Annotated in this window: 24 protein-coding genes; 18 read left to right on the top strand and 6 right to left on the bottom strand. The window is 67.5% G+C overall.

Translation table 11 applies throughout. From position 1 onward, the window contains the following. Positions 1 to 50 precede the first annotated feature (50 nt). The 13 genes from rpsE to NON22_RS02775 all read left to right on the top strand — a co-directional run bounded on the left by rpsE (position 51) and on the right by NON22_RS02775 (position 12,512). Positions 51 to 563 (top strand): 30S ribosomal protein S5, encoded by a 513-nt coding sequence (rpsE, locus tag NON22_RS02835; protein WP_257385390.1) that lies wholly within the window; start codon positions 51 to 53, stop codon positions 561 to 563. After that, positions 553 to 750 (top strand): 50S ribosomal protein L30, encoded by a 198-nt coding sequence (rpmD, locus tag NON22_RS02830; protein ID WP_257385389.1) that lies wholly within the window; start codon positions 553 to 555, stop codon positions 748 to 750. The genes rpsE and rpmD overlap by 11 nt, the downstream gene beginning before the upstream one ends. A 25-nt stretch (positions 751 to 775) precedes the next feature. Continuing rightward, positions 776 to 1,210 (top strand): 50S ribosomal protein L15, encoded by a 435-nt coding sequence (rplO, locus tag NON22_RS02825; protein WP_257385388.1) that lies wholly within the window; start codon positions 776 to 778, stop codon positions 1,208 to 1,210. 4 nt (positions 1,211 to 1,214) lie between these two features. After that, positions 1,215 to 2,525 (top strand): preprotein translocase subunit SecY, encoded by a 1,311-nt coding sequence (secY, locus tag NON22_RS02820; protein ID WP_257385387.1) that lies wholly within the window; start codon positions 1,215 to 1,217, stop codon positions 2,523 to 2,525. 137 nt (positions 2,526 to 2,662) lie between these two features. Then, entirely contained in the window at positions 2,663 to 3,019 is a 357-nt protein-coding gene (gene rpsM, locus NON22_RS02815; protein WP_257385386.1) for a 30S ribosomal protein S13, read from the top strand. 18 nt (positions 3,020 to 3,037) lie between these two features. Next, positions 3,038 to 3,430 carry a 30S ribosomal protein S11 gene (rpsK, locus tag NON22_RS02810; protein WP_257385382.1) on the top strand — a complete coding sequence of 131 codons (393 nt, stop codon included), beginning with the start codon at positions 3,038 to 3,040 and terminating at the stop codon, positions 3,428 to 3,430. Positions 3,431 to 3,441: 11 nt separating this feature from the next. Next, on the top strand, positions 3,442 to 4,068 hold the full coding sequence (rpsD, locus tag NON22_RS02805; RefSeq protein WP_257385381.1) for a 30S ribosomal protein S4: 627 nt from the start codon (positions 3,442 to 3,444) through the stop codon (positions 4,066 to 4,068). Between the two features lie 18 nt (positions 4,069 to 4,086). Then, positions 4,087 to 5,082 carry a DNA-directed RNA polymerase subunit alpha gene (locus tag NON22_RS02800; protein WP_255910617.1) on the top strand — a complete coding sequence of 332 codons (996 nt, stop codon included), beginning with the start codon at positions 4,087 to 4,089 and terminating at the stop codon, positions 5,080 to 5,082. A gap of 31 nt (positions 5,083 to 5,113) precedes the next feature. Further along, positions 5,114 to 5,497, top strand: coding sequence for a 50S ribosomal protein L17 (gene rplQ / locus NON22_RS02795; RefSeq protein WP_257385380.1), 384 nt, complete (start codon positions 5,114 to 5,116; stop codon positions 5,495 to 5,497). A gap of 220 nt (positions 5,498 to 5,717) precedes the next feature. Beyond that, on the top strand, positions 5,718 to 6,239 hold the full coding sequence (locus tag NON22_RS02790) for a disulfide bond formation protein B (RefSeq protein WP_257385409.1): 522 nt from the start codon (positions 5,718 to 5,720) through the stop codon (positions 6,237 to 6,239). Positions 6,240 to 6,330: 91 nt separating this feature from the next. Continuing rightward, positions 6,331 to 7,731: a class II 3-deoxy-7-phosphoheptulonate synthase gene (locus NON22_RS02785; RefSeq protein ID WP_257385379.1), complete on the top strand. Its 1,401-nt coding sequence runs from the start codon at positions 6,331 to 6,333 to the stop codon at positions 7,729 to 7,731. 357 nt (positions 7,732 to 8,088) lie between these two features. Continuing rightward, the gene (locus NON22_RS02780; protein ID WP_257385378.1) at positions 8,089 to 11,232 is read left to right on the top strand and encodes an amidohydrolase family protein; all 3,144 of its coding nucleotides are present in this window, start codon (positions 8,089 to 8,091) and stop codon (positions 11,230 to 11,232) included. Beyond that, positions 11,232 to 12,512, top strand: coding sequence for an amidohydrolase family protein (locus tag NON22_RS02775; RefSeq protein ID WP_257385377.1), 1,281 nt, complete (start codon positions 11,232 to 11,234; stop codon positions 12,510 to 12,512). The genes NON22_RS02780 and NON22_RS02775 overlap by 1 nt, the downstream gene beginning before the upstream one ends. 146 nt (positions 12,513 to 12,658) lie before the next feature. On the opposite strand, the gene NON22_RS02770 is transcribed toward NON22_RS02775, so the two are convergent. The 3 genes from NON22_RS02770 to NON22_RS02760 all read right to left on the bottom strand — a co-directional run bounded on the left by NON22_RS02770 (position 12,659) and on the right by NON22_RS02760 (position 17,808). Then, positions 12,659 to 13,327, bottom strand: a complete 669-nt coding sequence (locus NON22_RS02770) for a class I SAM-dependent methyltransferase (RefSeq protein ID WP_257385376.1) — start codon at positions 13,325 to 13,327, stop codon at positions 12,659 to 12,661. Positions 13,328 to 13,429: 102 nt separating this feature from the next. After that, positions 13,430 to 15,259: a translational GTPase TypA gene (gene typA / locus NON22_RS02765; RefSeq protein WP_257385375.1), complete on the bottom strand. Its 1,830-nt coding sequence runs from the start codon at positions 15,257 to 15,259 to the stop codon at positions 13,430 to 13,432. A gap of 350 nt (positions 15,260 to 15,609) precedes the next feature. Beyond that, entirely contained in the window at positions 15,610 to 17,808 is a 2,199-nt protein-coding gene (locus NON22_RS02760) for a pilin (RefSeq protein WP_257385374.1), read from the bottom strand. Positions 17,809 to 18,316: 508 nt separating this feature from the next. Here NON22_RS02760 and NON22_RS02755 point away from each other — a divergent pair. After that, positions 18,317 to 18,844, top strand: coding sequence for a peptidylprolyl isomerase (locus NON22_RS02755; RefSeq protein WP_257385373.1), 528 nt, complete (start codon positions 18,317 to 18,319; stop codon positions 18,842 to 18,844). A gap of 81 nt (positions 18,845 to 18,925) precedes the next feature. Here the strand turns inward: NON22_RS02755 and NON22_RS02750 are convergent, their stop codons facing one another. Next, positions 18,926 to 19,189, bottom strand: a complete 264-nt coding sequence (locus NON22_RS02750) for a GlsB/YeaQ/YmgE family stress response membrane protein (protein ID WP_257385372.1) — start codon at positions 19,187 to 19,189, stop codon at positions 18,926 to 18,928. A gap of 143 nt (positions 19,190 to 19,332) precedes the next feature. On the opposite strand from NON22_RS02750, the gene NON22_RS02745 reads away from it, so the two are divergent. The 3 genes from NON22_RS02745 (at position 19,333) to NON22_RS02735 (ending at position 21,964) form a co-directional block, all read left to right on the top strand. Beyond that, complete coding sequence (locus tag NON22_RS02745; protein ID WP_257385371.1) at positions 19,333 to 20,529, top strand: pyridoxal phosphate-dependent aminotransferase; 1,197 nt, start codon at positions 19,333 to 19,335, stop codon at positions 20,527 to 20,529. Between the two features lie 7 nt (positions 20,530 to 20,536). Continuing rightward, positions 20,537 to 20,905: a glutaredoxin family protein gene (locus NON22_RS02740; RefSeq protein WP_257385370.1), complete on the top strand. Its 369-nt coding sequence runs from the start codon at positions 20,537 to 20,539 to the stop codon at positions 20,903 to 20,905. A gap of 72 nt (positions 20,906 to 20,977) precedes the next feature. Next, the gene (locus NON22_RS02735; RefSeq protein ID WP_257385369.1) at positions 20,978 to 21,964 is read left to right on the top strand and encodes a malate dehydrogenase; all 987 of its coding nucleotides are present in this window, start codon (positions 20,978 to 20,980) and stop codon (positions 21,962 to 21,964) included. A 496-nt stretch (positions 21,965 to 22,460) separates the two neighbouring features. Here the strand turns inward: NON22_RS02735 and aqpZ are convergent, their stop codons facing one another. Then, positions 22,461 to 23,159, bottom strand: coding sequence for an aquaporin Z (gene aqpZ / locus NON22_RS02730; protein WP_257385368.1), 699 nt, complete (start codon positions 23,157 to 23,159; stop codon positions 22,461 to 22,463). A gap of 339 nt (positions 23,160 to 23,498) precedes the next feature. On the opposite strand from aqpZ, the gene NON22_RS02725 reads away from it, so the two are divergent. Then, on the top strand, positions 23,499 to 24,530 hold the full coding sequence (locus NON22_RS02725; protein WP_257385367.1) for a M35 family metalloendopeptidase: 1,032 nt from the start codon (positions 23,499 to 23,501) through the stop codon (positions 24,528 to 24,530). Between the two features lie 361 nt (positions 24,531 to 24,891). Here NON22_RS02725 and NON22_RS02720 read toward each other — a convergent pair. Continuing rightward, positions 24,892 to 25,400 (bottom strand): 2OG-Fe(II) oxygenase (locus NON22_RS02720; protein ID WP_257385364.1); only part of this gene is annotated, 509 nt, incomplete at its 5' end.

Here is a 25,400-nt window from a genome sequence, read left to right as displayed (position 1 = left end):
CTCAGGCCGTAAGCAACGTGTCCCGCCCCGCGGGACCACCAAGGTGCACTATGTCTTCTAACGAACGTGAAAATAGCGACGGCATGCTGGAGAAGCTGATCGCCGTGAACCGCGTGGCCAAGACGGTCAAGGGCGGTCGGCAGATGAGCTTCACGGCGCTGACCGTCGTCGGCGACGGCGACGGCAAAGTCGGCTTCGGTTACGGCAAGGCGCGCGAAGTGCCGGTTGCCATCCAGAAGGCGATGGAGCGTGCGCGCCGCAACATGACGGCGGTCAAGCTCAACGAAGGCACCCTGTGGCATGCCGTGAAGGCGAACCACGGCGCGGCCCGCGTCTACATGCAGCCGGCCTCGGCCGGTACCGGCGTGATCGCCGGCGGCGCGATGCGTGCCGTGCTCGAAGTGGTCGGCGTGAAGAACGTTCTCGCCAAGGCCGTGGGTTCGCGCAACCCGATCAATCTGGTGCGTGCGACGATCAAGGGCCTGGTCGCGATGGCCTCCCCGGATCGCATCGCCGCCAAGCGTGGCAAGAGCGTTGCTGAGGTGACTGGTCATGGCGAATAACACTGAAAAGACCGTGCGCGTGCGCCTGGTCAAGGGCCTGCGCGGCGTGCAGGCGCGTCATCGCCTGAGCGTGAAGGCCCTCGGCCTGAACAAGCTCAACGATGTGCGCGAACTGAAGGACAGCCCGCAGGTGCGCGGCCTCATCAACACGGTCTACTACCTCGTAGCCGTGGAAAACCAGGCCTGAGCTCTCTAGGAATTCGGAGTACATCATGCGTCTCAATACGCTCAAGCCCGCCGACGGCGCCCGCAAGGAACGTGTCCGCGTCGGTCGCGGTATCGGTTCCGGTCTCGGCAAGACGGCCGGTCGTGGTCACAAGGGTCAGTACGCCCGCACCGGCAAGGGCAAGGTCAAGGCCGGCTTCGAAGGCGGCCAGATGCCGCTGCAGCGCCGTCTGCCCAAGGTCGGTTTCCGTTCCAAGACCGCTCACGAAGTCAGCGAAGTCCTGCTGTACAAGCTCGACTCGCTCAACGTCGACGTGATCGATTTCGACGTGCTGCGTGCCGCCGGCCTGGTCGAGGCCCGCGCCAAGCACGCCAAGATCGTGAAGAAGGGCGACATCAAGCGCGCGGTCAAGCTCAAGGGCGTGGCGGTCACCGCCGGCGCCAAGGCCGCGATCGAGGCAGCCGGCGGCAGCGCGGAGTAATTCCATGGCAGCAAACCAGGCCAATGCGCTCGCTTCGCTCGGCAAGTTCGCCGAGATCAAGCAGCGCATCCTGTTTGTGATCGGTGCGTTGATCGTCTACCGGCTCGGCACCTTCATTCCGGTGCCGGGCGTCAACCCGGAAGCGATGACCCGACTGATGGAAAGTCAGGGCGGCATCATCGACATGTTCAACATGTTCTCGGGTGGCGCGCTCAGCCGCTTCTCGATTTTTGCGCTGAACGTGGTGCCGTACATTTCCGCGTCGATCATCGTGCAACTCTTCACGACCGTGGTTCCCAGCCTCGCGCAGCTGCGCAAGGAAGGCGAGTCCGGCCGTCGTACGATCACCAAGTACACGCGCATCGGCGCCGTGGGCTTGGCGGCGTTCCAGGCATTCGGCGTTTCCGTGGCGCTGTCGGGCCAGCAGGGCGTCGTCTACAACCCGGGTCCCGGCTTCATCTTCGCGTCCGTCGTCGGCCTGACCGCCGGCACGATGTTCCTGATGTGGCTCGGCGAGCAGATCACCGAGCGCGGCATCGGCAACGGCATTTCGCTGCTGATCTTCGCCGGTATCGTCGCCGGCCTGCCGGGCGCGGTCGTGCATACGCTGAACATGGCGCGCGAAGGCCAGCTCAACCCGCTGATGGTCGTCACGGTGCTCGCGATCGTGCTGCTGGTCACCGCGTTCGTGGTGTTCGTCGAACGCGGCCAGCGCCGCATCACGGTGAACTACGCGCGGCGCATGGGCGGTGCCAAGGCCTACATGAACCAGAGCTCGCACCTGCCGTTGAAGCTCAACATGTCCGGCGTGATTCCGGCGATCTTCGCGTCGTCGCTGATCATGTTCCCGGCCACGGCGGCGACCTGGTTCAGCAAGTCCGGCGAAGTTCGCTGGCTGCAGATGCTGACCGCCGGTCTGACCCCGGGTCAGCCGATCTACATGATCGTGTTCGCCGTGCTGATCGTGATCTTCGCGTTCTTCTACACGGCGCTGGTGTTCAACTCGCAGGAAACGGCGGACAACCTGAAGAAGCAGGGCGCCCTGATCCCGGGCATCCGTCCGGGCAAGTCCACGGCCGACTACATCGACCGCGTGCTGACGCACCTGACCGCGGCCGGCGCGATCTACCTCGTCGCGGTGTGTCTGATTCCGGACATCCTGCGCAACGCCTGGAACGTGCCGTTCTACTTCGGCGGCACGTCCCTGCTGATCGTGGTCGTCGTGGTGATGGATTTCACCGCGCAGGTCCAGGCCCATCTGGTCTCGCACCAGTACGGCAGTCTGTTGAAGAAATCGAACCTGCGCGGCCGTTGAGCCGCGCGGTTTCCCGCCGGATGGCGGCACTAGGAGTTACCTCGGGGCACTGCTCCGCGGCGGGATTTGTCAAATCCCGCAAACCAGGGTACAATTTTCAGTTCACTGCGCTTTAAGCCCGTTTCGGAGAGATTTACATGGCGCGCATTGCAGGTGTCAACCTGCCGGTCCAGAAGCATGTCTGGGTCGGTTTGCAGAGTATTTACGGCATCGGCCGCTCGCGGTCGAAGAAGGTTTGCGAGGCTGCCGGTGTCAAGGCGTCGGGCAAAATCAAGGACTTGACCGAGGCGGAAGTCGAGAAGCTGCGCCATGAGATCGCCAAGTACACGGTCGAGGGCGATCTGCGCCGCGAAGTGGGCATGAGCATCAAGCGCCTGATCGATCTGGGCTGCTACCGCGGTCTGCGCCATCGTCGCGGCCTGCCGGTGCGCGGTCAGCGTACCCGCACCAACGCCCGCACCCGCAAGGGTCCGCGGCGCGCGATCAAGAAGTAATGGATTCGGACAGAACTCATGAATAAGCCGGCAGCTGCCAAGACCAAGAAGAAAGTCAAGCGCGTCGTCACGGACGGTATCGTCCACGTGCAGGCCTCCTTCAACAACACCGTTATCACCATCACCGATCGCCAGGGCAACGCTTTGTCCTGGGCAACCTCCGGTGGCGCCGGCTTCCGCGGCTCGCGCAAGTCCACGCCGTTCGCCGCGCAGGTCGCCGCCGAAAAAGCCGGCCGCGCCGCGCTGGACTACGGCCTGAAGACTCTGGAAGTTCGCATCAAGGGCCCGGGCCCGGGTCGCGAATCGGCCGTGCGTTCGCTGAACGCCCTCGGCTACAAGGTCACCAACATCATTGACGTCACGCCGATTCCGCATAACGGCTGCCGTCCGCCCAAGCGTCGCCGCGTGTAAGGAGCTCCGACATGGCACGTTATATCGGTCCTACCTGCAAGCTGGCGCGCCGCGAAGGCGCCGACCTCAGCCTCAAGAGCCCGGCCCGTGCGGTCGACTCCAAGTGCAAGCTCGAGCAGAAGCCGGGTCAGCACGGCGCCGCCCGCAAGGGCAAGCTGTCCGACTACGCGGTGCAGCTGCGCGAGAAGCAGAAGGTCAAGCGCATCTACGGCCTGCTGGAGCGCCAGTTCCGCAGCTATTACGCGAAGGCGTCGCGCAAGAAGGGCAACACCGGCGAATCGCTGCTGCAGATGCTCGAACAGCGCCTCGACAACGTCGTCTATCGCATGGGCTTCGCGGTCACTCGCACCCAGGCCCGCCAGCTCGTCGCCCACAAGGCGATCGAAGTCAACGGCAAGAAGGTCAATCTGGCTTCGTTCCAGGTCAAGGCCGGCGATCAGATCAGCGTTACCGAGAACTCGCGCGGCCAGCTGCGCATCCAGGAAGCGCTGACCCTCTCGCAGGAGATGGATCTGGCGCCGAGCTGGGTCGAAGTCGACGCGAAGAAGTTCAGCGGCCTGTTCAAGTCGGTGCCGGAGCGCGCGGACCTGCCGTCCGACATCAACGAAGCGCTGATCGTCGAACTTTATTCGAAGTAATCCTGGAGAGTCGGGTACATGGCCCATTCGTCTACCACCGTTCTGCGCGCCCGCGGTATTGGCGTGGAGCGCGTCGGCGCCAATCGCGCCAAGGTGATCGTCGAGCCGCTGGAACGCGGTTTCGGCCACACGCTCGGCAATGCGCTGCGCCGCGTGCTGCTGTCGTCCATTCCGGGCGCGGCCATCACGGAAGTCGAGATCGATGGCGTGCTGCACGAATACACGACCCTGGAAGGCCTGCAGGAGGACGTCATCGAAGTCCTGCTGAACCTCAAGGACGTCGCTATCCGCATGCACGGTCAGGACGAGGCGACGCTGAGCCTGTCCCGCAAGGGTAAGGGTGTCGTCACGGCCGGCGACATCAAGGTCGACCACAACGTCGAGATCGTGAATCCCGACCACGTGATCTGCCACCTGACCAAGGACATCGCGCTCAACATGCGGCTGAAGATCGTCCGCGGCGTCGGCTACCAGCCGGCTACCGCGCGTCGTCTGCCGGAAGAGGAGACGCGTCCGATCGGCCGTCTGCAGCTCGATGCGTCGTTCTGCCCAGTGCGCCGCGTCGCCTACGAAGTCGACGCCGCGCGCGTCGAGCAGCGTACCGACCTGGACAAGCTCGTGCTCGACGTCGAGACCAACGGCACGATCGATGCCGAAGACGCCGTGCGCAAGGCGGCGGAAATCGTGCAGGACCAGCTCTCGGTGTTCGGCGACTTCACGCGTCGCGAAAGCGCCGACACGAAGGCCGAGAAGGGCGGCGTCGATCCGCTTCTGCTGCGTCCGATCGACGATCTGGAACTGACCGTGCGCTCGGCCAACTGTCTGAAGGCGGAGAGCATCTACTACATCGGCGATCTCGTGCAGAAGACCGAAGTCGAGCTGCTCAAGACGCCGAACCTGGGCAAAAAGTCGCTCACCGAGATCAAGGACGTGCTGGGTGCGCGTGGCTTGTCGCTCGGCATGAAGCTCGAGAACTGGCCGCCGATGGGTCTGACCCACGGCATGATGGGCTGATCCCCGTCGGGATCACGAAGGAAACACGACCATGCGTCACATGAAATCGGGCCGTAAGCTCAACCGGACCAGCAGCCACCGCGAAGCCATGTTCAAGAACATGGCGTCGTCGCTGTTCAAGCACGAGCTGATCAAGACCACCCTGCCCAAGGCCAAGGAACTGCGCCGCGTCGCCGAGCCGCTGATCACGCTGGCGAAGACCGACGGCGTGGCCAATCGCCGCCTCGCGTTCGCGCGCCTGCGCGACAAGGTTGCGGTCGGCAAGCTGTTCGTCGACCTGGGTCCGCGCTACCGCGAGCGCAAGGGCGGCTACCTGCGCATCCTGAAGTGCGGCTTCCGCGCCGGCGACAACGCGCCGATGGCCTACGTCGAACTCGTCGACCGTCCGGTCGCGACGAGCGAAGCGGCCGAGTAAGCGTTTCGCTTCACCGTTTTGCGCAAGAGCCCGGACCGGCGACGGTCCGGGCTTTTTCGCGTCTGCGCGCTCGATTCCGTTCGTTCCGCCTCAGCAGGGCGGCGCGACGTCGCAGGCCAGGCACTTTGTCGCGGCGCTGGCGGTCTATCGGCGTCTGGGCGGATACTCGCGTATTGCGCCGCACGTCCCCGTTCTGCCGGAGAGCCGCCGTTCCATGAAATTGAATCCTTTCGCCTGGTCGTTCCGCGTCCAATACCTGTTCGGCGCGATCTGCGTCGCTGCGCTGCTGGGCTATGCTTTCTTCGCTCAGTTCCAGCTCGGCAAGGACCCGTGCCCGCTGTGCATCCTGCAGCGCGTCGCTTTCTTCGCCATGGGCGTGTTCTTCCTGCTCGGCGCGCTGCACGGTCCTCGCGGCGGCGGCCGCAAGTTCTATGCATTCTTCGTCGCGATCGGCGGCATCGTCGGCGCGCTGATCGCCGGCCGTCACGTCTGGCTGACCCACCTGCCCGCCGACGAAGTGCCGGCCTGCGGCCCCGGCCTGAACTTCATGCTCGAGACCTTCCCGTTGTCCAAGACCCTGCAGCTCGTGCTGACGGGTTCGGGCGAATGCGCGAAGGTCGACTGGAGCTTCCTCGGCCTGTCGATGCCGGCCTGGTGCGTGATCTGGTTCATCGGCTTGACTCTGTTCGCGCTGATCGCCGCCTGGCGCAAGCCGCCGCGGCCGTACGGTTTCATACGATAAATCGGCATATGCGGCGGCGTCGGCGCTCATGCGCTTGCGTCGTTGCAGCTGTGTGGCAAGATCGATTTCCGCATTGCAGCAAGGCCGTGTCATGAGTCAGATCGAGCGCCAGATCCATCCCGTCCGCGAAGCCAAGGACTGGAATCCCTCGTCCTGGCAGACTCGTCCCGCGGTCCAGCAGCCCAGCTATACCGATGCTGCGGAGCTCGAACGTGCGCTGGTCAAGCTCGGCAACCTGCCGCCGCTCGTGACGTCCTGGGAAGTCATTGCGCTGCGCAAGCAGATCGCCGAAGCACAGGAAGGGCGCCGCTTCCTGCTGCAGGGCGGCGACTGCGCCGAAAGCTTCGACGATTGTTCCTCGGCGCTGATCTCCAATCGCCTGAAAGTGCTGCTGCAGATGAGCCTCGTGCTCACGCACGGCCTCAAGCTGCCGGTCGTGCGCGTAGGCCGCTTCGCCGGCCAGTACGCCAAGCCGCGCTCGGCCGACACCGAGACGCGCGGCGGCGTGACTCTGCCGTGCTACCGCGGCGACATCGTCAATGCGGTCGACTTCACCGCCGCCGCGCGTCGGCCCGATCCGCAGCGGCTGATCGACGGTCATTCGCATTCGGCGCTGACGATGAACTTCGTGCGCGCGCTGATCGACGGAGGCTTCGCCGACCTGCACCACCCGGAATACTGGGACCTCGAGTGGGTCAAGTACTCGCCGCTGCAGAACGAATACCAGCGCATGGTCGAATCCATCGGCGATTCGCTGCGCTTCATGGAAACCCTGCACGGTGCACCGATCGGCAGCTTCTCGCGCGTGGACTTCTACACTTCGCACGAAGCGCTCGTCCTGCACTACGAGCAGGCGCAGACGCGACAGGTGCCGCGCCAGTGGGGCTGGTTCAACCTGTCCACGCATTTCCCGTGGATCGGCATGCGCACGGCCGACGTCGACGGCGCGCACGTCGAGTACTTCCGCGGCATCCGCAATCCGATCGCGGTCAAGGTCGGTCCGTCGGTCAAGCCCGACCAGCTCAAGCGCCTCGTCGCGGTCCTGAATCCGGACAACGAGCCCGGCCGCCTGACCCTGCTGCATCGCATGGGCGCGGAGAAGATCGAGCAGCACCTGCCCGCGCTGGTCGAGGCGGTCAAGGCCGAAGGCGCGCGCGTGCTATGGAGTTGCGACCCTATGCACGGCAACACCGAATCCACGTCGTCGGGGGTCAAGACGCGCCGCTTCGAGAACATCCGCAACGAACTCGAACGCGCCTTCGACATTCATGCGGCCTGCGGTACGCGTCTCGGCGGCGTGCATCTCGAACTTACCGGCGAGAACGTCACTGAATGCCTCGGCGGCGCGCGCGATCTGACCGAGACCGACCTGGCTCGCGCCTACAAGTCCAACGTCGATCCGCGCCTGAACTATGAGCAGTCCATCGAGATGGCAATGCTGATCGTGCGCAAGCAGACGCAGAGCGCGCCGGTCACGCCGACCGGCAACTGAAGCGTAAGGGCGCCGTTTCGGCGCGTATTCCGAACTACGCCGGCAAGGTCTCGCAGGTGCCGGCCGGCCCGTCGTTCCCGCCGTTCCTTTCGTCGCGCGCTCGCGGGTCATTTCTGTCAACGACGATCCCCGCTGCAGGCCTGCGGCATGCGCGCTTCGTCGGTGGCTCCGCCGCCGCGCGACGCAACCTGGCGTTGCCGGGGCGATCCCGAGCGTCGCAGCCGCGGTCGTCGCCGCGTCCCCGTCGATACGTCCGTGAACCCGCGACCTCGGTCCAGAGCATGACTTTCGTCCTGTGTGTCCCGGCGCCGGCTCGCTATGCTGAGCTTTTGCCGGCTGGCATGGGGATGAACAGGCATGGCGACACGACGGTGGAGTACCTGGACCGCGCTCGCGGCGCTGGCGACTAGCGCGGCCGGCTGGGCCGCGACGGTGCAGTTGCCCGGCATCGATCCGGTCGAGGGATTGCGCGACAAGACGCCGGGACACATCGCGCTGACCCACGCGCGGCTGGTCACCCGGCCGGGTCACGTCATCGACGACGGCATGCTGGTCATGCGCGACGGCCGCATCGTCTCGGTCGGCGCGGCGTCGACGCCGCCCGGCGACGCGCTCGTCGTCGACCTCGGCGGCAAGACCGTCTTCGCCGGCTTCATCGATGCCGACAGCACCTACGCGCAGCCCGCCGAGGCGGCTACGCCGGCCAATGCGCCGCCGGCCGTCGCGCAGCCGTACACGCCAGTGCCGCAGCAGGGTTCGCGGCACTGGAACAACAAGGTGCGGCCCGAGCGCGATCTCGCGCAGCAGTTGCAACCCGATCCGAAGAAGGCCGAAGCGCTGCGCAAGCTCGGCTTCACGAGCGTACTCAGCGCGCCGGACAAGGGCATCTTCCGCGGCCAGAGCGCCCTCGTGACGCTCGGCGATTCCACGCGACTCAACGACGTGCTGCTCAAGCCGCGCGTGGCCCAGCATCTCGCGCTCGAGTTCAGCCGCTATCCGGCGGCCGAATATCCGGCTTCGCTGATGGGCTCCATCGCGCTGATCCGGCAGACCTGGTACGACGCCGGCTGGCAGCGCGACTACCAGGCCTGGTCCGCCAGGAACGCGAATGCGCAGCGCCAGGAAGCCAATCTCGCGCTCGATGCGCTGCAGGACAGTCTGGCCGCGCGCCAGCCGGTCATCTTCGCCGCCGGCGACGAGCTCGATTACGCGCGCGTGCTTGCGGTCGCCAGCGAGTTCAAGCTCAAGCTCGTGATCGAGGGCAACGGCCGCGAATACCGCGACCTCGAACGCCTCAAGGCGGCGGCCGTGCCGGTCATCGCGCCGCTGCCGCTGGTCGAGGCGCCGGCCGTCGAAGACCCCGAGCGCGCGCTCGACGTGGCGCTGTCGGATCTGGAGCACTGGGAAGCCGCGCCGTTCAATCCGCGCCGCCTCGCCGAAGCCGGCATTCCGTTCGCGCTGACGGCGTCCGGACTCAAGAAGCCCGAAGAACAGTTCTGGTCGCAGCTGCGCAAGGCCGTCGCCAGCGGTCTCGACGAACAGTACGCGCTCGCCGCGCTGACCGTGCAGCCGGCGAGCATGCTCGGCGTGGCGTCGCAGCTCGGCAGCCTCGAGCCGGGCAAGGCCGCGCAGCTCGTCGTCGCGGACGCGGACCTGTTCCGCTCCGACAAGGCGCGCATCTACGAATCCTGGATCGACGGCCAGCGCTACGTGCTGCACGACAGCGCCGCGCCGGATCCGCGCGGCAGCTGGCAGCTGCGCTGGAGCGGGGTGGACGGACCGGGAACGCTGGACGTGAGTGGCGAGCTCGGCGATCTCACGGTCAAGGTCGGCGCCGTGAGTTTTCCGGCAAGCTATGCCGGCCGCACGCTGACCCTGTATCCGCCGGGTTCCCTGCTGGGCCTGCCCGGCGAACGCGTCGCGCTGAGCCTCGAGCTTGGTGCGGCCGGCGCCGAAGGCCGCGGCCTGGCCGACGGCGAGCGCGAGTTCCGCGTCAGCGCGACGCAGAGCGCGACGCGCGCACGCACCGCCGCTGCGGCTCCCTCCAGCCCGGCCGCGCCGGCGCCGGTGCGCTTTCCGGCCGGCGAGTTCGGCCGCGCGCAGCTGCCCGTGGCGCAGAAGGCCGTGCTGCGCCATGCGACGGTCTGGACGCAGTCGGCCCAGGGCCGGCTCGACGATGGCGACGTCGCGATCGCCGACGGCCGCATCGTCGCGGTCGGCCTCAACCTCAAGGCCCCGGCCGGCGCGATCGAGATCGACGCGCGCGGCAAGCACATCAGCCCCGGCATCATCGACACGCATTCGCACATGGCCGTCGCCAAGGGCGTCAACGAAGGCACGCACGCGGTGACCAGCGAAGTACGCGTCGGCGACGTCGTCGACCCGACCGACATGAGCGTCTATCGCGCCTTGGCCGGCGGCGTCACGAGCGCGCAGCTGCTGCACGGCTCGGCCAATCCGATCGGCGGACAGGGGCAGGTCATCAAGCTGCGCTGGGGCGCCGACGCCGACGGCCTGCGTTTCGGCGCGGCGCCGGCGACGATCAAGTTCGCGCTCGGCGAGAACGTCAAGCAGGCCAACTGGGGGCCGCAGTTCAACCGGCGCTATCCGCAGACGCGCATGGGCGTGGAGCAGATCGACCACGACAGCCTGGTCGCCGCGCAGGAATACGCCGCAGCGCTGGCCAAGCCGCGCAAGGGCGCCGCGCCGCAGCGCCGCGACCTGCGTCTCGAAGCGCTGGCCGAAGTGCTCGCCGGCAAGCGCATCGTGCACATCCACAGCTACCGCCAGGACGAAATTCTCGCGTTCGCGCGGCTCGCCCAGCAGTTCAAGATCGTGCCGGTGTTCCAGCACATCCTCGAAGGCTACAAGGTCGCCGACGTGCTGGCCCAGCTCGGCGCCGGCGCTTCGGGTTTCAGCGACTGGTGGGCCTACAAGATGGAAGTGGCCGACGCGATTCCGTACAACGGCGCGCTGCTACAGTCCCAGGGCGTCGTCGCGAGCTTCAACTCCGACTCCGACGAGCTCGTGCGGCATCTGAACACCGAAGCGGCCAAGGCCATCAAGTACGGCGGCCTGTCCGAAACCGACGCGCTGAATCTCGTCACCCTGAATCCCGCCAAGCAGTTGCGCGTCGCCGACCGCGTCGGCTCGCTGGAGCCCGGCAAGGACGCCGACTTCGTGCTCTGGAACGCCAGTCCGCTGTCGTCGTTCGCGCGCGTCGAGCAGACGTGGATAGACGGGCGCAAATATTTCGACCGCAACGACGACCAGGCCGAGCGCGCGCGCATCCAGGCCGAACGCGAACGCCTGATCGCCAAGGCGCTGCCCGAGCGCGTCAAGGCGCTGGCCAAGAAAGACAGGAAGGACGCCGACAGGAAGGAGCCGGACAAATCCGCCGAGACGCCGGCCGAACTCGACCTGGTCCACTACGCGAATCTGCGCGGACCCTATCACGACAGCGAGCCGGTCAATACCTGCTCGGCGCAGGAGGCGCACTGATGAAGCGTTTTTCCTTTGTTGTCTTTGCGGCACTGTTCGCCGGCGCCGTCGCGGCGGCCGACGAGATCGTGCTCAGCGGCGCCGACCTGCATACGGTCAGCCACGGCGTCATCGAACGCGGCGAAGTGCTGATCCGCGACGGCCGCATCGCGGCGCTCGGCGCGCGCGTGGACGCGCCGGCCGGCGCTAGTCGCATCGACCTGACCGGCAAGCACGTCTATCCGGGCTTCGTCGCGGCCGACAGTCTGCTCGGCCTCAGCGAGATCGACGCGGTGCGCGCGACCCTGGATTTCGCCGAAGCCGGCGAGATCAATCCGAACGCGCGCGCGCTCGTCGCGATCGACGCGGACAGCGAGCAGTTGGCCGTGGCCCGTGCGAACGGCATATTGACCATTCACGTCGTGCCGCGGGCGGGCGACGGCGGCCTGCTGACCGGCCAGTCCGCGCTGATCAAGCCCGACGGCTGGACCTGGGAGCAGATGCGCCTCGTCGATCCGGTCGGCGTGCATCTGTTCTGGCCCACCGCGCGCATGCCGGCCTGGCTGCCGGCACAGGCGCAGGAAAAGGCCGCCGAGGCGCTGAAGAAGAAACTCGGCGCGATCGACGCGGCGTTCCGCGACGCGCGCGCCTACCGTGCGGCGCGGCAGAAGTCGCACGGCGGCACCACCGATCTGCGCTGGGAAGCCATGCTGCCGGTGCTCGAACGCCGCCAGCCGCTGTTCGTGCATGCCGACGACGCCGTGCAGATCCGCGAGGCGCTGGCCTTCGCGGCGCGCGAGAACGTCAAGCTCGTCCTCGTCGGCGGCGTCGACGCCTGGCGCTTCGCGGCGACCTTGAAGGCGCGCGAGGTACCGCTGATCCTCGGTTCGGCGCACAACCTGCCGCTGCGCCGCTGGGAGTCCTACGACACGATCTACTCCGCCGCCGGCAAGCTCGCTGCGGCCGGCGTGCAGTTCGCGATCGCGAACGACTCGGGCTCGTCGGGCGAGCGCAACCTGCCGTACCAGGCCGCGAACTACGCGGCGTTCGGCCTCGACCGCGACGCGGCGCTGCGCGCGATCACCTTGACGCCGGCGGAAATCCTCGGTGTTGCCGATCGTCTCGGTTCGCTCGATGTGGGCAAGGAAGCGACCCTGTTCGTCGCCGACGGCGATGCGCTGGAAAACTTCACGAAGGTCGATCGCGCCTGGGTGCAAGGCCACGAGATCGACCTGTCGAACCGGCAGACGCGGCTCTATGAGAAATACCGCGGCAAGTACGAGGGCAAGGCCAAGAAATAGACGCCGGGCCGTCGGCGGGCCGCGACATCGAGGTCGTCAGGCTTACGCAGCAGTGACCGGAACGAACGGCGCGGGAACGCGCCGTTCGTTCCGGCACGGTTCGCGGAGAGCGGAAGCTTCGATGTTTGCAGTTCGCCCCGGCGGGTTCAGCGCAACCGGCGATCGGCGTCGCTCTGCCGGTACAGCGAGAACACGCTGCCGGCTTCGCCGCGCCATGGAGCGCCATGCCAGTCGCGCCGGCGTTCGTGCAACGACAGGCCGGCAGCCGTGGCCCAGGCGTCGAGCGCGGCGACGCTCACGCCGCAGCGCTGTACGGCATAGCGCCGTGGTCCGGCCGGTGTATCCAGTGCAATGTCGATTCGTGTATTCGTGGATTCCGCTGCCGGGCCGGACTGGGTCTCGATCAGCACGAGGCCGCCGGCCTGCAGCGCCGCGGCGAAGCGCGCGAGCGCGCGGGCCTGGGACGCGGCATCGGCCAGCAGCGACAAAGTGTCGGCGAGGCAGATGACGAGGCCGAAGCGGCCCGGGGCGGAGATCGCCGCGAAATCGCCGAGCGTGACCGGAATCGCCGCACCGCCGGGCTTGGCGGCGAGGGCCGCGAGCATCGCCGGCGACGCGTCGATGCCGTGCACCGGCAGTCCGGCGGCGGCCAACGGCAGCGCATAGCGGCCCGTGCCTATGCCCGCTTCGAGCACACGCCGGCCGGCGGCCAGCGCGTATAGGCGGGCGAGGGCGGCCTGCGGCGGCCGCGCGTAGATCGCATCGTAGAAATCGGCGCAGCCGTCGCCGTAGCGGGCCGCTTCGTCGTCCCGCACGGCGCACTCCGTTCGCGCAGTCCACAAACGAAACAGCGGCCTGCGGGGCCGCCGTTCGATCGATCATCCGAGACGCGCGCGAGCGCCTCGCCACGTTCAGGCTCAGGCCGCGCGCGAGTGCTTCTTGCGGTCGTTCTCGGTCAGGTGCTTCTTGCGCAGGCGGATCGCCAGCGGCGTGACCTCGACGAGCTCGTCGTCCTCGATGAATTCCAGCGCCTGTTCCAGCGACATCTTGATCGGCGGCGTCAGGTTCAGCGCATCGTCCTTGCCGGCGGCGCGGAAGTTGGTCAGCTGCTTGGCGCGCAGCGCGTTGACGGTCAGGTCGTTGTCCTTGGCGTGAATGCCGACGAGCTGGCCTTCGTAGACTTCTTCGCCGGCTTCGATCAGCAGGCGGCCGCGCTCCTGCATCGCGAACTGCGCGTAGGCCGGCGACGGGCCCGTGCCGTTGGAAATCATCACGCCGTTCTGGCGCGCGGCGATCGCGCCCTCGGCCTTCGGACCGTAGTGGTCGAACACGTGGAACAGCAGGCCGGTGCCCGCGGTGATCGTGCGGAACTCGGTCTGGAAACCGATCAGGCCGCGCGCCGGAATCAGGTATTCCATGCGCACGCGGCCGCGGCCGTCCGGTTCGATGTTCTTGAGCTGCGCCTTGCGCTCGCCGAGGCGCTGCATGACGCCGCCCTGGTAGGGCTCTTCGAGGTCGACGACGAGCTGTTCGTACGGCTCCATCATCTGGCCGTCGATTTCCTTGACGATGACTTCCGGACGCGACACGGCCAGCTCGTAGCCTTCGCGGCGCATGGTCTCGATCAGGATCGACAGGTGCAGCTCGCCGCGGCCCGAGACCTTGAATTTCTCGGCTTCGGCCGTGTCCTCGACCTTCAGCGCGACGTTGTGCAGCAGCTCGCGGTGCAGGCGGTCGCGCAGCTGGCGCGAGGTCAGGAACTTGCCGCCGGAATGTTCCTTCTTGCCGGCGAACGGCGAGTTGTTGACCTGGAAGGTCATGCTGATCGTCGGTTCGTCGACGGTCAGCGCCGGCAGCGCCTCGACCGCGTCGGGCGAGCAGATCGTGTCGGAAATGCCGAGGCCTTCGATGCCGCTGATCGCGATGATGTCGCCGGCCTGCGCTTCGGGCACTTCATGGCGCTCCAGGCCCATGAATCCGAGTACCTGCAGCACGCGGCCCTGCTTCTTCTTGCCGTCGCGGTCGACGACGACGACGTTCTGGTTCGTCTTGATCTTGCCGCGCTGCACGCGGCCGATGCCGATGATGCCGACGTAGGAGTTGTAGTCGAGCTGGCTCACGCGCATCTGGAACGGGCCGTCCGGATCGACCTGCGGCACCGGCACCTTGTCGACGATGGCCTGGAACAGCGGATCCATGTTGCCTTCGCGCACCGAGTCGTCGAGACCGGCGTAGCCCTGCAGGCCCGAGGCGTAGACCACCGGGAAGTCGAGCTGCTCGTCGGTCGCGCCGAGGCGGTCGAACAGATCGAAGGTCGCGTTGAGCACCCAGTCCGGACGCGCACCCGGGCGGTCGACCTTGTTGATGACGACGATGGGCTTGAAGCCCATCTGGAATGCCTTCTGCGTGACGAAGCGCGTCTGCGGCATCGGGCCGTCGAATGCGTCGACGAGCACGAGCACCGAGTCGACCATCGACAGCACGCGCTCGACTTCGCCGCCGAAGTCCGCATGGCCCGGGGTGTCGACGATGTTGATGCGGTAGTCGTTCCAGCGGATCGCGGTGTTCTTCGCGAGAATCGTGATGCCGCGTTCCTTTTCCAGGTCGTTGCTGTCCATGACGCGGTCCGGGACCACGGCGCGCTCGTTCAGCGTGCCCGATTGCTTCAGCAGCTGGTCGACGAGGGTGGTCTTGCCATGGTCGACGTGGGCGACGATGGCGATGTTGCGCAGCTTTTCGATGGACATGGCGATGCGCCCGCCGGGAGACCGGAGGGACTCAGGTTTGGAAAGAGAGCGGCGATTATACCTGGGTTCGCGCCGGTTTGCGGCGGCGCAACAGGCTGTTGCAACGGAGGGAGCCGGGCAGCCGGACTGGGCGGCAGGGCTCGCTGCCTGTACGGTCCGTGACGTCCTGTACCCGGGTTCTGCCGACCGGTAGTTCGCTGTGCGGCCGGCGGTATCAGAAGGCTGCGGTCCGGCCGGCCGGGAATCGGGTCCGGCCTGGACGGCGGGTCAGGGGCTTCTTCGTCATCCCGCCCCGCGCGCGGGGCGGGAATGGCTCGTTCATTCCCGAATCCAGCAGTCGCGAGCTCCGGTCAGGGCTTGCAGCCCTGCGGCAGCAGCTTCGCCGGCGTCGTCGTGGTTTCTTCGGAGCTGCTGATCGCCTCCGCGCCGGCGTCGATCGGGCCGTCGCCGCATTGCCAGACCATGCCGCCGTTCAGTGCATAGGGCTTGAGCACGAGCGTCGTGTCGGCCAGGGACTTCTTGGCCTGGTCGCCGAACTGCAGCACCAGCGCGCCGTCGTCGACGTAGTAGCCCGTCAGGTATTTCTGCGCCTCACCGAATTCGACGTCGAGCTCGTCGTCGCCGGCCGGCAGCTCGCCGGTGGTCTCGTAATGCTCGGCGATCGCGGTCTTGTAGGCGGAGGCGTCGTTGACGACGTCGTTGACCTGCGTGCGCGCCGTGTAGTCCTCGTAGGCCGGCACGGCGACGGCGGCCAGGATGCCCGCGGTCGCGACCGCGGCGAAGCCGCCGCCGCCGAACAGGACTTCGGCCGGGCTCTGCTCGTAGCTCAGGCTCAGGCCGATGCGATCCCTGGTCGCGTCCACGGTCAGACCGACGGCGCCTTCGACCGGCAGATCGAGCTGCGCGGCGCTCGGCAGCGAAACCAGGTCGATCTTCTGGCCCAGCGCGTCGGCCGCGCTCTGCAGGCCGGCGAGATATGCGTAGTAGATCTTGCGCTGCGCATGCCGCGTCTTGCCGGTGATGCCGAGCAGGGTCGCATTCGGATCGTAGGACTGGTTATGCCGCAGCCAGTCGCCGAGGTCGGTGTCGAGCTTGGCCCCGGCGCGGTCGGCCAGGGCCTGGGGCAGGTCGGCGAAGATCAGATAGTCGCCGTCTTCCATCCAGTAGACGTGGCTGCCGACCCGCGCATAGATCTCCAACCAGGCGTCCAGCGCCGAGCGGCCGTCGGCCCCGGCCTTGGCCGCGAGCTGACTGTTGGGCGCATACAGGTGATGCACGGTCGCGCCGCCGGCCCTGATCGTCTCGTGGGTCCAATGGAGCTTGGCCGCGAACTCGTCGAGCTTCGCATAGAGCGCCTTGCGGTCGGCGACCTGCAGCGCCGAATACATGCCGGCTTCGTCCTCGAACGCGACGAGATTGCCGCCGAGCAGGCCGATCAGCTCCATCGGGTCCAGGCCGAATTCGGCCGCGAACTTGTCGCGCGCCTGCTTGTACGCAGCCTGCGTGCCGGCGCCGAAATCCGCGTCGAGATGCGTTTCGATCTCGGCGATCTGCGCCGCGGTCGGCAGGGCGATGGTCACGGCCCACTCGGGCCGGCCGGCGGTTCGGACGGCGGCCTTGAAATCGCGCGGCGCGAAATACGACAGCAGGCGCGCTTCGGGCGCGGCGTACTGGATGCGCAGCTTGCCGCGGCCGTCGACCGTGCCCCAGCCGCCGGCGATGCTCTGGCCCTTGTCGAGGAAATCGCGGACGGCGGTGCCGGGCCTGGCCGCCGGCAACTGAGCCGAAGCCATGCCGGTCACGCCCTTGAGGCTCATCCAATAGAACAGGCCCTGGCCCGAGGCGTCGATGTCCTTCTCGCTCGCGCGCATCGCGTGCGGCCGCGTCTGCGCGGTCTGCTGCAGCAGCAGGTCCAGCGCCGGCGCCGAGGCGGCCATGCCGAACAGGCCGTAGAGCCGCCGCGTGGCCGGATCGAAGCGCAGATGGCCGTTGCTCGACACCTTGCCCTTGCCGTCGGCGTCCAGCGGCGCGACCGGCGTCGGCAGCCGGAGTTCGGCCAGGCGCGCGTTCAGCCCGGCCACGTCGGCGAACTTCAGCGGCGCGCTGACCAGCACGTTGCTGGCCGGATTCGCGATGTCGCTGCCGTCGACGACGGCGATCTCGACCGGGCCGCTGAGGTCATCCAGCAGCAAGGCCAGCGCCGGCGCGAGACCGGCCTTCTGCAGCAGCGGCTCCTTGGCGATGCCGGCGCGCAGCTCGGCGATCAGCTTCGTGTGCGCTTCGCTGGCCAGGGCCGTGTCGAGCGCGCGGCCGTTCGGCGCGGCCGTCAGGCTCCAGGGCGAGGGGATGCGCAGGTAGGCCACCGTATGCTCGGGCAGGCGCTCGCGCAGCCAGGCCGGGCTCGCGATCGCCGCGGCGGCGCGCTGGGCCGCCGCCGCATCGAGCGCAACCTTCGCCGGCGCACCGGCCGGGTCCTTGCTGCAGGCGGCCATCAGGCCCAGGCCGGCGGCGACGGCGGCGGCGAGCAGGGAGCGTCGGATCAGGGACATGCGGTTCTTCCTTGAGGTGATGGAACAGAGGAGGGCTGCCAGCCGGACGGCGAATCAATCGGGGAAATCAATCGGGGACACCCACTTTCAGCGCAATCGACGAATCAAATCGGGGACACCCACTTTCCAAGTCAAGAACACTCACTTTTCGGCGAAGGACGACGAACCGAGGCCCCCGTCTTTACCCTGGTGTATCGGCGATGAAGTTGAGACACCTACTCCGTCGAAGGACGGCGAACGAGGACACCCAGTCTTCTCCGGATGGATCGAGGGATACGGCTCGAGGTTGTCCACTTTCGAGGCAACGCCGTCCTGACCCTTCGCGATGCCCGCGCCTTCCGGACGAATACCGGCACCGCCAACCCGGGCCGTCGACTCGCCGATAGGACGAAGCAGCGGGCGCATTCCCGACGGTAGGGCATGGTAACCGATGGGTCCGCTGCGGCCGCCCGGCCATTCTGTCCAGTGCCGGCGGCGCTATCATGCGCGGCCCACTCTGGAGAACCGCATGAGCAACGAACTGATCGCCCATATCGCCACCGGCCGCGGCACGATCCACGTGCGCCTGCACGCCGACAAGGCGCCGGTGACCGTCGCGAACTTCGTCAATCTGGCCCAGCGCGGCTACTACGACAACCTGAATTTCCACCGCGTGATCCCGGACTTCATGATCCAGGGCGGCTGCCCGCACGGCAGCGGCATGGGCGGCCCGGGCTACCGCTTCGAGGACGAATGCCGCCCGGACCTCAAGCACAACAAGCCCGGCATCCTGTCCATGGCCAATGCCGGCCCGGGCACCAACGGCAGTCAGTTCTTCATCACCCACGTGCCGACGAACTGGCTCGACGGCAAGCACACGGTGTTCGGCGAAGTCGTCGGCTCCGACGACCAGAAGATCGTCGACGCGATCCGCGGCGGCGACAAGATCGGCTCGATCCGCATCGAAGGCGACGCCTCGGCGCTGCTGAGCGCGCAGAAGGCGCGCATCGACGAATGGAACGCCAAGCTCGACGCGGCCGGCTTCAAGGCCAAGTAAGTGGCGGCCGGCCGGCGCCCAGCTGCCGGCCATCGCGGTCCGGACGCCGCAACGGCGCTCCGGACCGCGGCGGAGCCGTGGCTACGACGCGCGCGACCGGGTCGCGACGCGGTACAGGCCCAGCAGGATCAGCGCGCCGATGATGCCGCCGATGTATCCCGAAGGCTGGAAGCCGGTCGTCGGCGTGCCGAAGATCATGCTGCTCAGGAAACCGCCGACGAACATACCGGCGACGCCGATCAGGCCGGTCACGAAGAAGCCGCCCGGATCCTTGCCCGGCATCAGCAGCTTTGCGATGACGCCGATAATGAGTCCGGCGATGAACATGCCAATCCAATACATCATGTGCGCGACCTCCGTGGACAGGGTTTTTGACGCCCGCGCACTCTACCGCGCCGCGCTTATGGCCAAAAGTCGGGCCGGATGCTGCACCGCACTGTGCTAGCATTTCGCGCCGATTTTTCCTCCTCCCACCCACGAGAACGCACATGCTCAAGTTAGCCGCCCGCATGGGACGCGCCAAGCCCAGCGCCATCATGGCCGTCGCCGAGAAGGCGAAGCAGCTCAAGGCGGAGGGCCGCGACATCATCAGCTTCTCCATCGGCGTGCCGAACTTCCTGCCGGGCGAACACGTCTACGCGGCCGTGCGCGAGGCGCTCGCCAAGGATTCCGGCCAGTACGGCTCCAACCGCGGCTCCGACGCGCTGCTCGATGCGTATCTCAAACACCTCGAGGAAGCCGGCCTGACCGGCTACACGCGCAAGAACGTCGCGACCGGCATAGGCGCCAAGCACGTGCTCTACAACCTGGCCGAGGCGCTGCTCGATCCGGGCGACACCATTGCCTTCGCCGTGCCGTACTGGACCACCTATGTCGACATCGCCGAGATCGTCGACGCGAAGACCCGTCTGCTGCCGTGCCCGGCCGAGCAGAACTACAAGCTCACGCCGGCCCAGCTCGACGCGGCGCTGCCCGGGGTCAAGGTGTTCCTGTTCAACAATCCGTCGAACCCGACCGGCATGGTCTACGGCAAGGACGAGATCGCGGCGCTGGCCGACGTGCTCGTCCGGCATCCGGACGTCTGGATCATCTGCGACGACATCTATAACCGCATGGTGTTCGACGGCATCGGCTATCACAACTTCGTCAACGCGCGCCCCGAGCTGCGCGACCGCGTGATCCACGTCGATTCGATCTCCAAGACCTACGGCATGCCGGGCTGGCGCGTCGGCTTCGTCGCCGGCCCCGAGATCGTGGCTCAGGCCATGGTCACGATGAATTCCAATCACATCACCAACGTGCCGGAAATGGTCTCGGCCGCCGCGGTCGCCGCGCTGACCGGTCCGCAGGACGTGCCCACGCAGAAGAACGCCGAGTTCCAGGCCAAGCGCGACCAGGTGCTGGCCATGCTCGACGCGCTGCCCGGCGTGAAGTGTCCGCGGCCGCAGGGCGCGTTCTACGTGTTCCCGGACATTTCGTGCGCGTTCGGCAAGCAGCACGACGGCACGCCGATCAACAGCGACGTGGATTTCTGCAACGCGCTGCTGCAGGCCAAGGGCGTGGCCTGCGTGCCGGGTTCCGCGTTCGGCGAACCCAGGGGCCTGCGCATCTCCTACACCTGTCCGACCGCGCAGCTCGCCGACGGCCTGAAGCGCTTCGCCGAGTTCTTCGCCGAACTGCGTTGATCACCGGATGAAGATCAGCCCGTTCCAGTTGTTCGCGGCCAGCGGCATCGTGCTGCTGGCGGCGCTGGTCTGGAACGCCAAGCGCGAGATCGACCGCGCCGATCCGCGCCGGCAGACCGGCGAGAGCGGCATCGTCATGCTCGGCGCGAGCTGGTGCGGCTACTGCCAGCGGCTGAAGGCCTCGCTGGAGCAGGCGCGCATTCCCTACACCGAGCTCGACGTCGAGGACGGCGCCGAAGGCTATGACGCCTTCGTCGCGCTCGGCGGCCGCGGCGTGCCGGTCACGGTCATCGGCCAGGACGTGGTCTACGGCTACGACACGACGCGTCTCGGACGGCTGCTGGCCGAGCGCGGCCACGCGGTGCAACTGCAATAACCCCATCCCGGAAACGGGTCCGCCCGTTTCCCCGACCGGCGGGCACGGCCCGCCACAGAGCCAGGAGTCACTATGAAAGCCCCCGTTCGAGTTGCCGTCACCGGTGCCGCCGGCCAGATCGGCTATGCGCTGCTGTTCCGTATCGCCGCCGGCGACATGCTCGGTCCGGACCAGCCGGTCATCCTGCATCTGCTCGAGATCACCCCGGCGCTGCCGGCGCTGCAGGGCGTCGTGATGGAGCTCAACGACTGCGCGTTCCCGACCTTGCACGGCGTCGTCGCGACCGACGACGTCAACGTCGCGTTCAAGGACGTCGACTACGCGCTGCTCGTCGGCGCGCGTCCGCGCGGCCCGGGCATGGAGCGCAAGGACCTGCTCGAAGCCAACGGCGCGATCTTCGCCCCGCAGGGCAAGGCCATCAACGACCACGCCAAGCGCGACGTCAAGGTGCTCGTCGTCGGCAACCCGGCCAACACGAATGCGCTGATCGCCCAGCAGAATGCGCCGGACCTGGATCCGAACTGCTTCACCGCGATGGTGCGCCTGGATCACAACCGCGCGATCAGCCAGCTGGCCGAGAAGACCGGCGCACTGAACACCGACATCGCGAAGGTGACCATCTGGGGCAACCACAGCTCGACGCAGTACCCCGACGTGCATCACGCGACGATCAAGGGCAAGCCGGCGCTGGAGCAGATCGACCAGGCCTGGTACGAAGGCACCTTCATCCCGACCGTGCAGCAGCGCGGCGCGGCCATCATCAAGGCGCGCGGCGCGTCGTCGGCGGCCTCGGCCGCCTCGGCGGCGATCGACCACATGCGCAACTGGGCGCTCGGCACGGCCGACGGCGACTGGGCCTCGATGGGCATTCCGTCCGACGGCAGCTACGGCATCGCGCCGGGCGTGATCTACGGCTATCCCTGCACCTGCAAGGACGGCAAGTTCCAGATCGTGCAGGGCCTGGCGATCAACGAGTTCTCCCGCGCGCGCATGGATGCGACCGACAAGGAACTGCGCGAAGAGCGCGCCGGCGTCGAGCATCTGTTCGCGAAGAAGTAACCGAGTCAGGTGCATTAAATAAAAAAGGCGGCTTATGCCGCCTTTTTTATTTGTACGAGACATGCGGATCCGTCGGCCCGCCGACTCATACCAGGCCGCTGCCGAACAGAGTGTCCGGCTTGAAGCGCGCGATCAGCCAGACGCCGTCGCGGAGGGATTGCAGCTGCGCCGCGCGCACTGCCGGCCGGTACCGGCAAGCCGTTCCACAGCGGCACGCGCGAATTGCTCTGCTCGCGCGCATGACCGGTGCAGGAAGCGTCGGGACTGCGATAGCTCAGGGAGGCGCGTCATCGGGCGGGGCGGCGTCCTGCGCCGCCGTGGTGCCGATGCGCGCAATCGCGCCATGAGCGCCATGGCGTTCTCCTTGGCGGCAGGGGCCGCCCAGGAGCGTCGTACGCAGTCGCGCCATATTTTCTCCGGCGTCAGCCGAGGGTCGGTTGCGAAGCGCCCACGCTCCGGGTCCCCGTCGGCGGCGTGGGCTCGCTCCAGGCGTATGTCAGTCGCTCTTGGCCAGCACGGCCTTGTAGATCACGCCGCCGAGCGTCGCGCCGGCCAGCGGCGCGAGCCAGAACAGCCAGAGCTGCTGCACGGCCCAGCCGCCGGCGAACAGCGCGACGCCGGTGCTGCGCGCCGGGTTCACCGAGGTGTTCGTGACCGGGATGCTGATCAGATGGATCAGGGTCAGGCACAGGCCGATCGCGATCGGCGCGAAGCCGACCGGCGCGCGGCCGTCGGTGGCGCCGAGTATCACGATCAGGAAGAACGCGGTCAGCACGACTTCGCAGACCAGCGCCGCCTGCAGTGAATAGCTGCCGGGCGAATGATCGCCGTAGCCGTTCGACGCGAAGCCGGCCGTGACGTCGAAGCCGGCCTTGCCGCTCGCGATCAGGTACAGCACGCCGCCGGCGGCGATGCCGCCGAGCACCTGGGCGATCACGTAGCCGAGCAGATCCTTGGCCGCGAAGCGGCCGCCGACGACGAGGCCCAGCGATACCGCTGGATTGAAGTGGCCGCCGGACACGTGGCCGACCGCATAGGCCATGGTCAACACGGTCAGGCCGAAGGCCAGCGCCACGCCGGCGAAGCCTATGCCCAGGGTCGGCACGGCCGCGGCGAGCACGGCGCTGCCGCAGCCGCCGAGCACCAGCCAGAACGTGCCGAGAAATTCCGCACCGAGACGCTTTGCCATGCTCATCGTTGTTTCTCCCGTCGCAGGGACGATGCCGGAATCGGACTCGCGGCGGCGCATCGTCCCAGGGCCGCGCAGCGAGCGCCGCCGCGGCAGGCGCGACGGGCCGGCGCATACGTAGCACGCGACGTCGGCGTACAGAAAGTAAATTTGTATTGTTTCGGAACGAGGTCGTCGCTTGTTGCGCTGCAGCGCAGCCGGCCATTGCCGGCGCCCGCAATAGCGCATACGCTGGCGAGCGGTGCCGCGTCCGCGGCGCCCACTGCCGGGGGGCGGTGACTACATCACACCGAGGAACACGTCATGCAGAAACTGTGTGCAGGTTTTGCCGTGCTTGTGTTGGGGATGGGTGGGATTTCGGCGGCCAGCGCGGCCGGCCTGGAACTGCGACTGAGCGAGCCGGCGCAGAAGGACTTCGGCAGCGGCAAGATCGTCTACAGCGTGAGCAACACCACGAACGCGCCGGTGCAGCTGCTGCGCTGGCAGACGCCGGTCGACGGCGTCGACAACAATCTGTTCGCGGTCATGCAGAACGGCCAGCCGGTCGCCTACGTCGGCCGCCTGGTCAAGCGTCCGGCGCCGACCGACAAGGACTACATCGAGCTCGCGCCGGGCCAGAACCTCACGGTCGAGGTCGACCTGACCGCGTACTACGACATGCGCAAGGGCGGCCAATTCACCGTGCGCTACGCGCGCAGCGCCGGCGACGTCGTCCGCGACGCGGCCGAAGCCAAGCGCGGCGGCGTGCAGGGCGGCATCGTCGATTTCGAACGCCCGGCCGGCGACAGCGTGACGATCTACGCCGATGCGGCGGTCGATGCGTTCGACAGCCAGGACAAGGCCAGCGGCGGCGTCGGCATCTTCGCGGCGACCAACAGCTACGTCGGCTGCACCACGACGCGGCAGAACCAGATCGCCACGGCGCGCAGTTCGGCGTCGACGTACGCGAACAACTCCAAGAGCTATCTGGCCGCCGGCACGCAGGGCAGCCGCTATACCTGGTGGTTCGGCGCCTACAACAGCTCGCGCTATTCGACGGTGCGCACGCACTTCAACAACATCTACAGCGCGCTGACTTCGCAGCCGTTCACGTTCGACTGCAGCTGCACCGACAGCGCCTACGCCTACGTCTATCCGACCCAGCCGTACAAGATCTACCTGTGCAAGGCGTTCTGGTCGGCGCCGAACACCGGCACCGATTCCAAGGCCGGCACGATCATCCACGAGACCAGCCACTTCAACGTCGTGGCCGGCACCGACGACTGGGCCTACGGCCAGACCGCGGCGCACAATCTCGCGGTCAGCAATCCCTCGCGCGCGGTCGACAATGCCGACAGCCACGAGTATTTCTCCGAGAACACGCCGGCGCGCAACTGAGCCGGTTCATGTGAGCGCTGCGGAAACGGGGCCGGCTCGCCGGCCCCGTTTCTTGTCGCGGTCGATGCAGCGACGGCGACGGTTCCCGCGGTTTCCGCGGCCGTGTTCTGTCGCGGATGAGGATGTTCGATCGTCCGCGGCCGAAGCGCGACGGAAGGAGCACTGGTCGCGGATCCCGCGGCGCTGCGGTTCGCTTCGCGGCGCTCTCCGAACCTGCGCGAAACGTCCACGGCGCGACACGCCGGCTTGCGACGAACGCAGCGAAGCGCAACGCCGCCATCACGCCGCGCCGTCACGCGGTCTTGCGTCGCCTTCATCTCTCGTGGTGAGTCGCCGGTGCCGAAGACCGGGCCTCGCCGCATCACCCGCGCAGGAGTTCGCGCCGCCGGAACCAGCCGGCGATGCTCAGCCGCTCGCGCGCCGCGGGCAGCACCTCGTGCTCGATCTCGGCGGACAGGAACAGGGCCAGGGTGCCGCCCCGCGGCGCAACGTCGTGAACGCGATCGGCCAGGTGCAGGCGCAGCGCGCCGCCGTCGCCGTCATTCCAATCGGCGTTGAGATAACAGACCGAGGACAGTACGCGCGCGTCGTCGTCGCGGAAGCGGTCGCGGTGGCGCGCATAGCCGGCGCCGGGCGGATACAGCGCGTAGTGCGCTTCGAGGGTTTCGAGGCCCAGCAGCAGGCGTTCGTTGAGACCGCGGCGCAGATCGTCCATGGCCTGCCAATAGGCCGCCTGCGGCGGACTCAGCGCGTCGGGCTCGAACCAGCGCGTGCGGTCGCCGCGCAAGGACGACAGGCGGCGGCCGCTGTCGCGGCCGGTCGCCGCGGGGGTCAGCGCGGCGGACCGGTCCAGCGCGCGGCAGTCGGCCG

The organism is Tahibacter caeni, assembly GCF_024609805.1.
Classification (GTDB): domain Bacteria; phylum Pseudomonadota; class Gammaproteobacteria; order Xanthomonadales; family Rhodanobacteraceae; genus Tahibacter; species Tahibacter caeni.
The sequence above is the reverse complement of the archived record's forward strand: the minus strand, read 5'-3'. Positions and strand labels throughout refer to the sequence as shown.

What these genes read in the sequence shown, in the direction of transcription:
- rpsE (WP_257385390.1), top strand. Translation starts at nt 51, where the DNA reads ATGTCTTCTAACGAACGTGAAAATAGCGACGGCATGCTGGAGAAGCTG.
- rpmD (WP_257385389.1), top strand. Translation starts at nt 553, where the DNA reads ATGGCGAATAACACTGAAAAGACCGTGCGCGTGCGCCTGGTCAAGGGC.
- rplO (WP_257385388.1), top strand. Translation starts at nt 776, where the DNA reads ATGCGTCTCAATACGCTCAAGCCCGCCGACGGCGCCCGCAAGGAACGT.
- secY (WP_257385387.1), top strand. Translation starts at nt 1,215, where the DNA reads ATGGCAGCAAACCAGGCCAATGCGCTCGCTTCGCTCGGCAAGTTCGCC.
- rpsM (WP_257385386.1), top strand. Translation starts at nt 2,663, where the DNA reads ATGGCGCGCATTGCAGGTGTCAACCTGCCGGTCCAGAAGCATGTCTGG.
- rpsK (WP_257385382.1), top strand. Translation starts at nt 3,038, where the DNA reads ATGAATAAGCCGGCAGCTGCCAAGACCAAGAAGAAAGTCAAGCGCGTC.
- rpsD (WP_257385381.1), top strand. Translation starts at nt 3,442, where the DNA reads ATGGCACGTTATATCGGTCCTACCTGCAAGCTGGCGCGCCGCGAAGGC.
- NON22_RS02800 (WP_255910617.1), top strand. Translation starts at nt 4,087, where the DNA reads ATGGCCCATTCGTCTACCACCGTTCTGCGCGCCCGCGGTATTGGCGTG.
- rplQ (WP_257385380.1), top strand. Translation starts at nt 5,114, where the DNA reads ATGCGTCACATGAAATCGGGCCGTAAGCTCAACCGGACCAGCAGCCAC.
- NON22_RS02785 (WP_257385379.1), top strand. Translation starts at nt 6,331, where the DNA reads ATGAGTCAGATCGAGCGCCAGATCCATCCCGTCCGCGAAGCCAAGGAC.
- NON22_RS02780 (WP_257385378.1), top strand. Translation starts at nt 8,089, where the DNA reads ATGGCGACACGACGGTGGAGTACCTGGACCGCGCTCGCGGCGCTGGCG.
- NON22_RS02775 (WP_257385377.1), top strand. Translation starts at nt 11,232, where the DNA reads ATGAAGCGTTTTTCCTTTGTTGTCTTTGCGGCACTGTTCGCCGGCGCC.
- typA (WP_257385375.1), bottom strand. Translation starts at nt 15,259, where the DNA reads ATGTCCATCGAAAAGCTGCGCAACATCGCCATCGTCGCCCACGTCGAC.
- NON22_RS02760 (WP_257385374.1), bottom strand. Translation starts at nt 17,808, where the DNA reads ATGTCCCTGATCCGACGCTCCCTGCTCGCCGCCGCCGTCGCCGCCGGC.
- NON22_RS02755 (WP_257385373.1), top strand. Translation starts at nt 18,317, where the DNA reads ATGAGCAACGAACTGATCGCCCATATCGCCACCGGCCGCGGCACGATC.
- NON22_RS02750 (WP_257385372.1), bottom strand. Translation starts at nt 19,189, where the DNA reads ATGATGTATTGGATTGGCATGTTCATCGCCGGACTCATTATCGGCGTC.
- NON22_RS02745 (WP_257385371.1), top strand. Translation starts at nt 19,333, where the DNA reads ATGCTCAAGTTAGCCGCCCGCATGGGACGCGCCAAGCCCAGCGCCATC.
- NON22_RS02740 (WP_257385370.1), top strand. Translation starts at nt 20,537, where the DNA reads ATGAAGATCAGCCCGTTCCAGTTGTTCGCGGCCAGCGGCATCGTGCTG.
- NON22_RS02735 (WP_257385369.1), top strand. Translation starts at nt 20,978, where the DNA reads ATGAAAGCCCCCGTTCGAGTTGCCGTCACCGGTGCCGCCGGCCAGATC.
- aqpZ (WP_257385368.1), bottom strand. Translation starts at nt 23,159, where the DNA reads ATGAGCATGGCAAAGCGTCTCGGTGCGGAATTTCTCGGCACGTTCTGG.
- NON22_RS02725 (WP_257385367.1), top strand. Translation starts at nt 23,499, where the DNA reads ATGGGTGGGATTTCGGCGGCCAGCGCGGCCGGCCTGGAACTGCGACTG.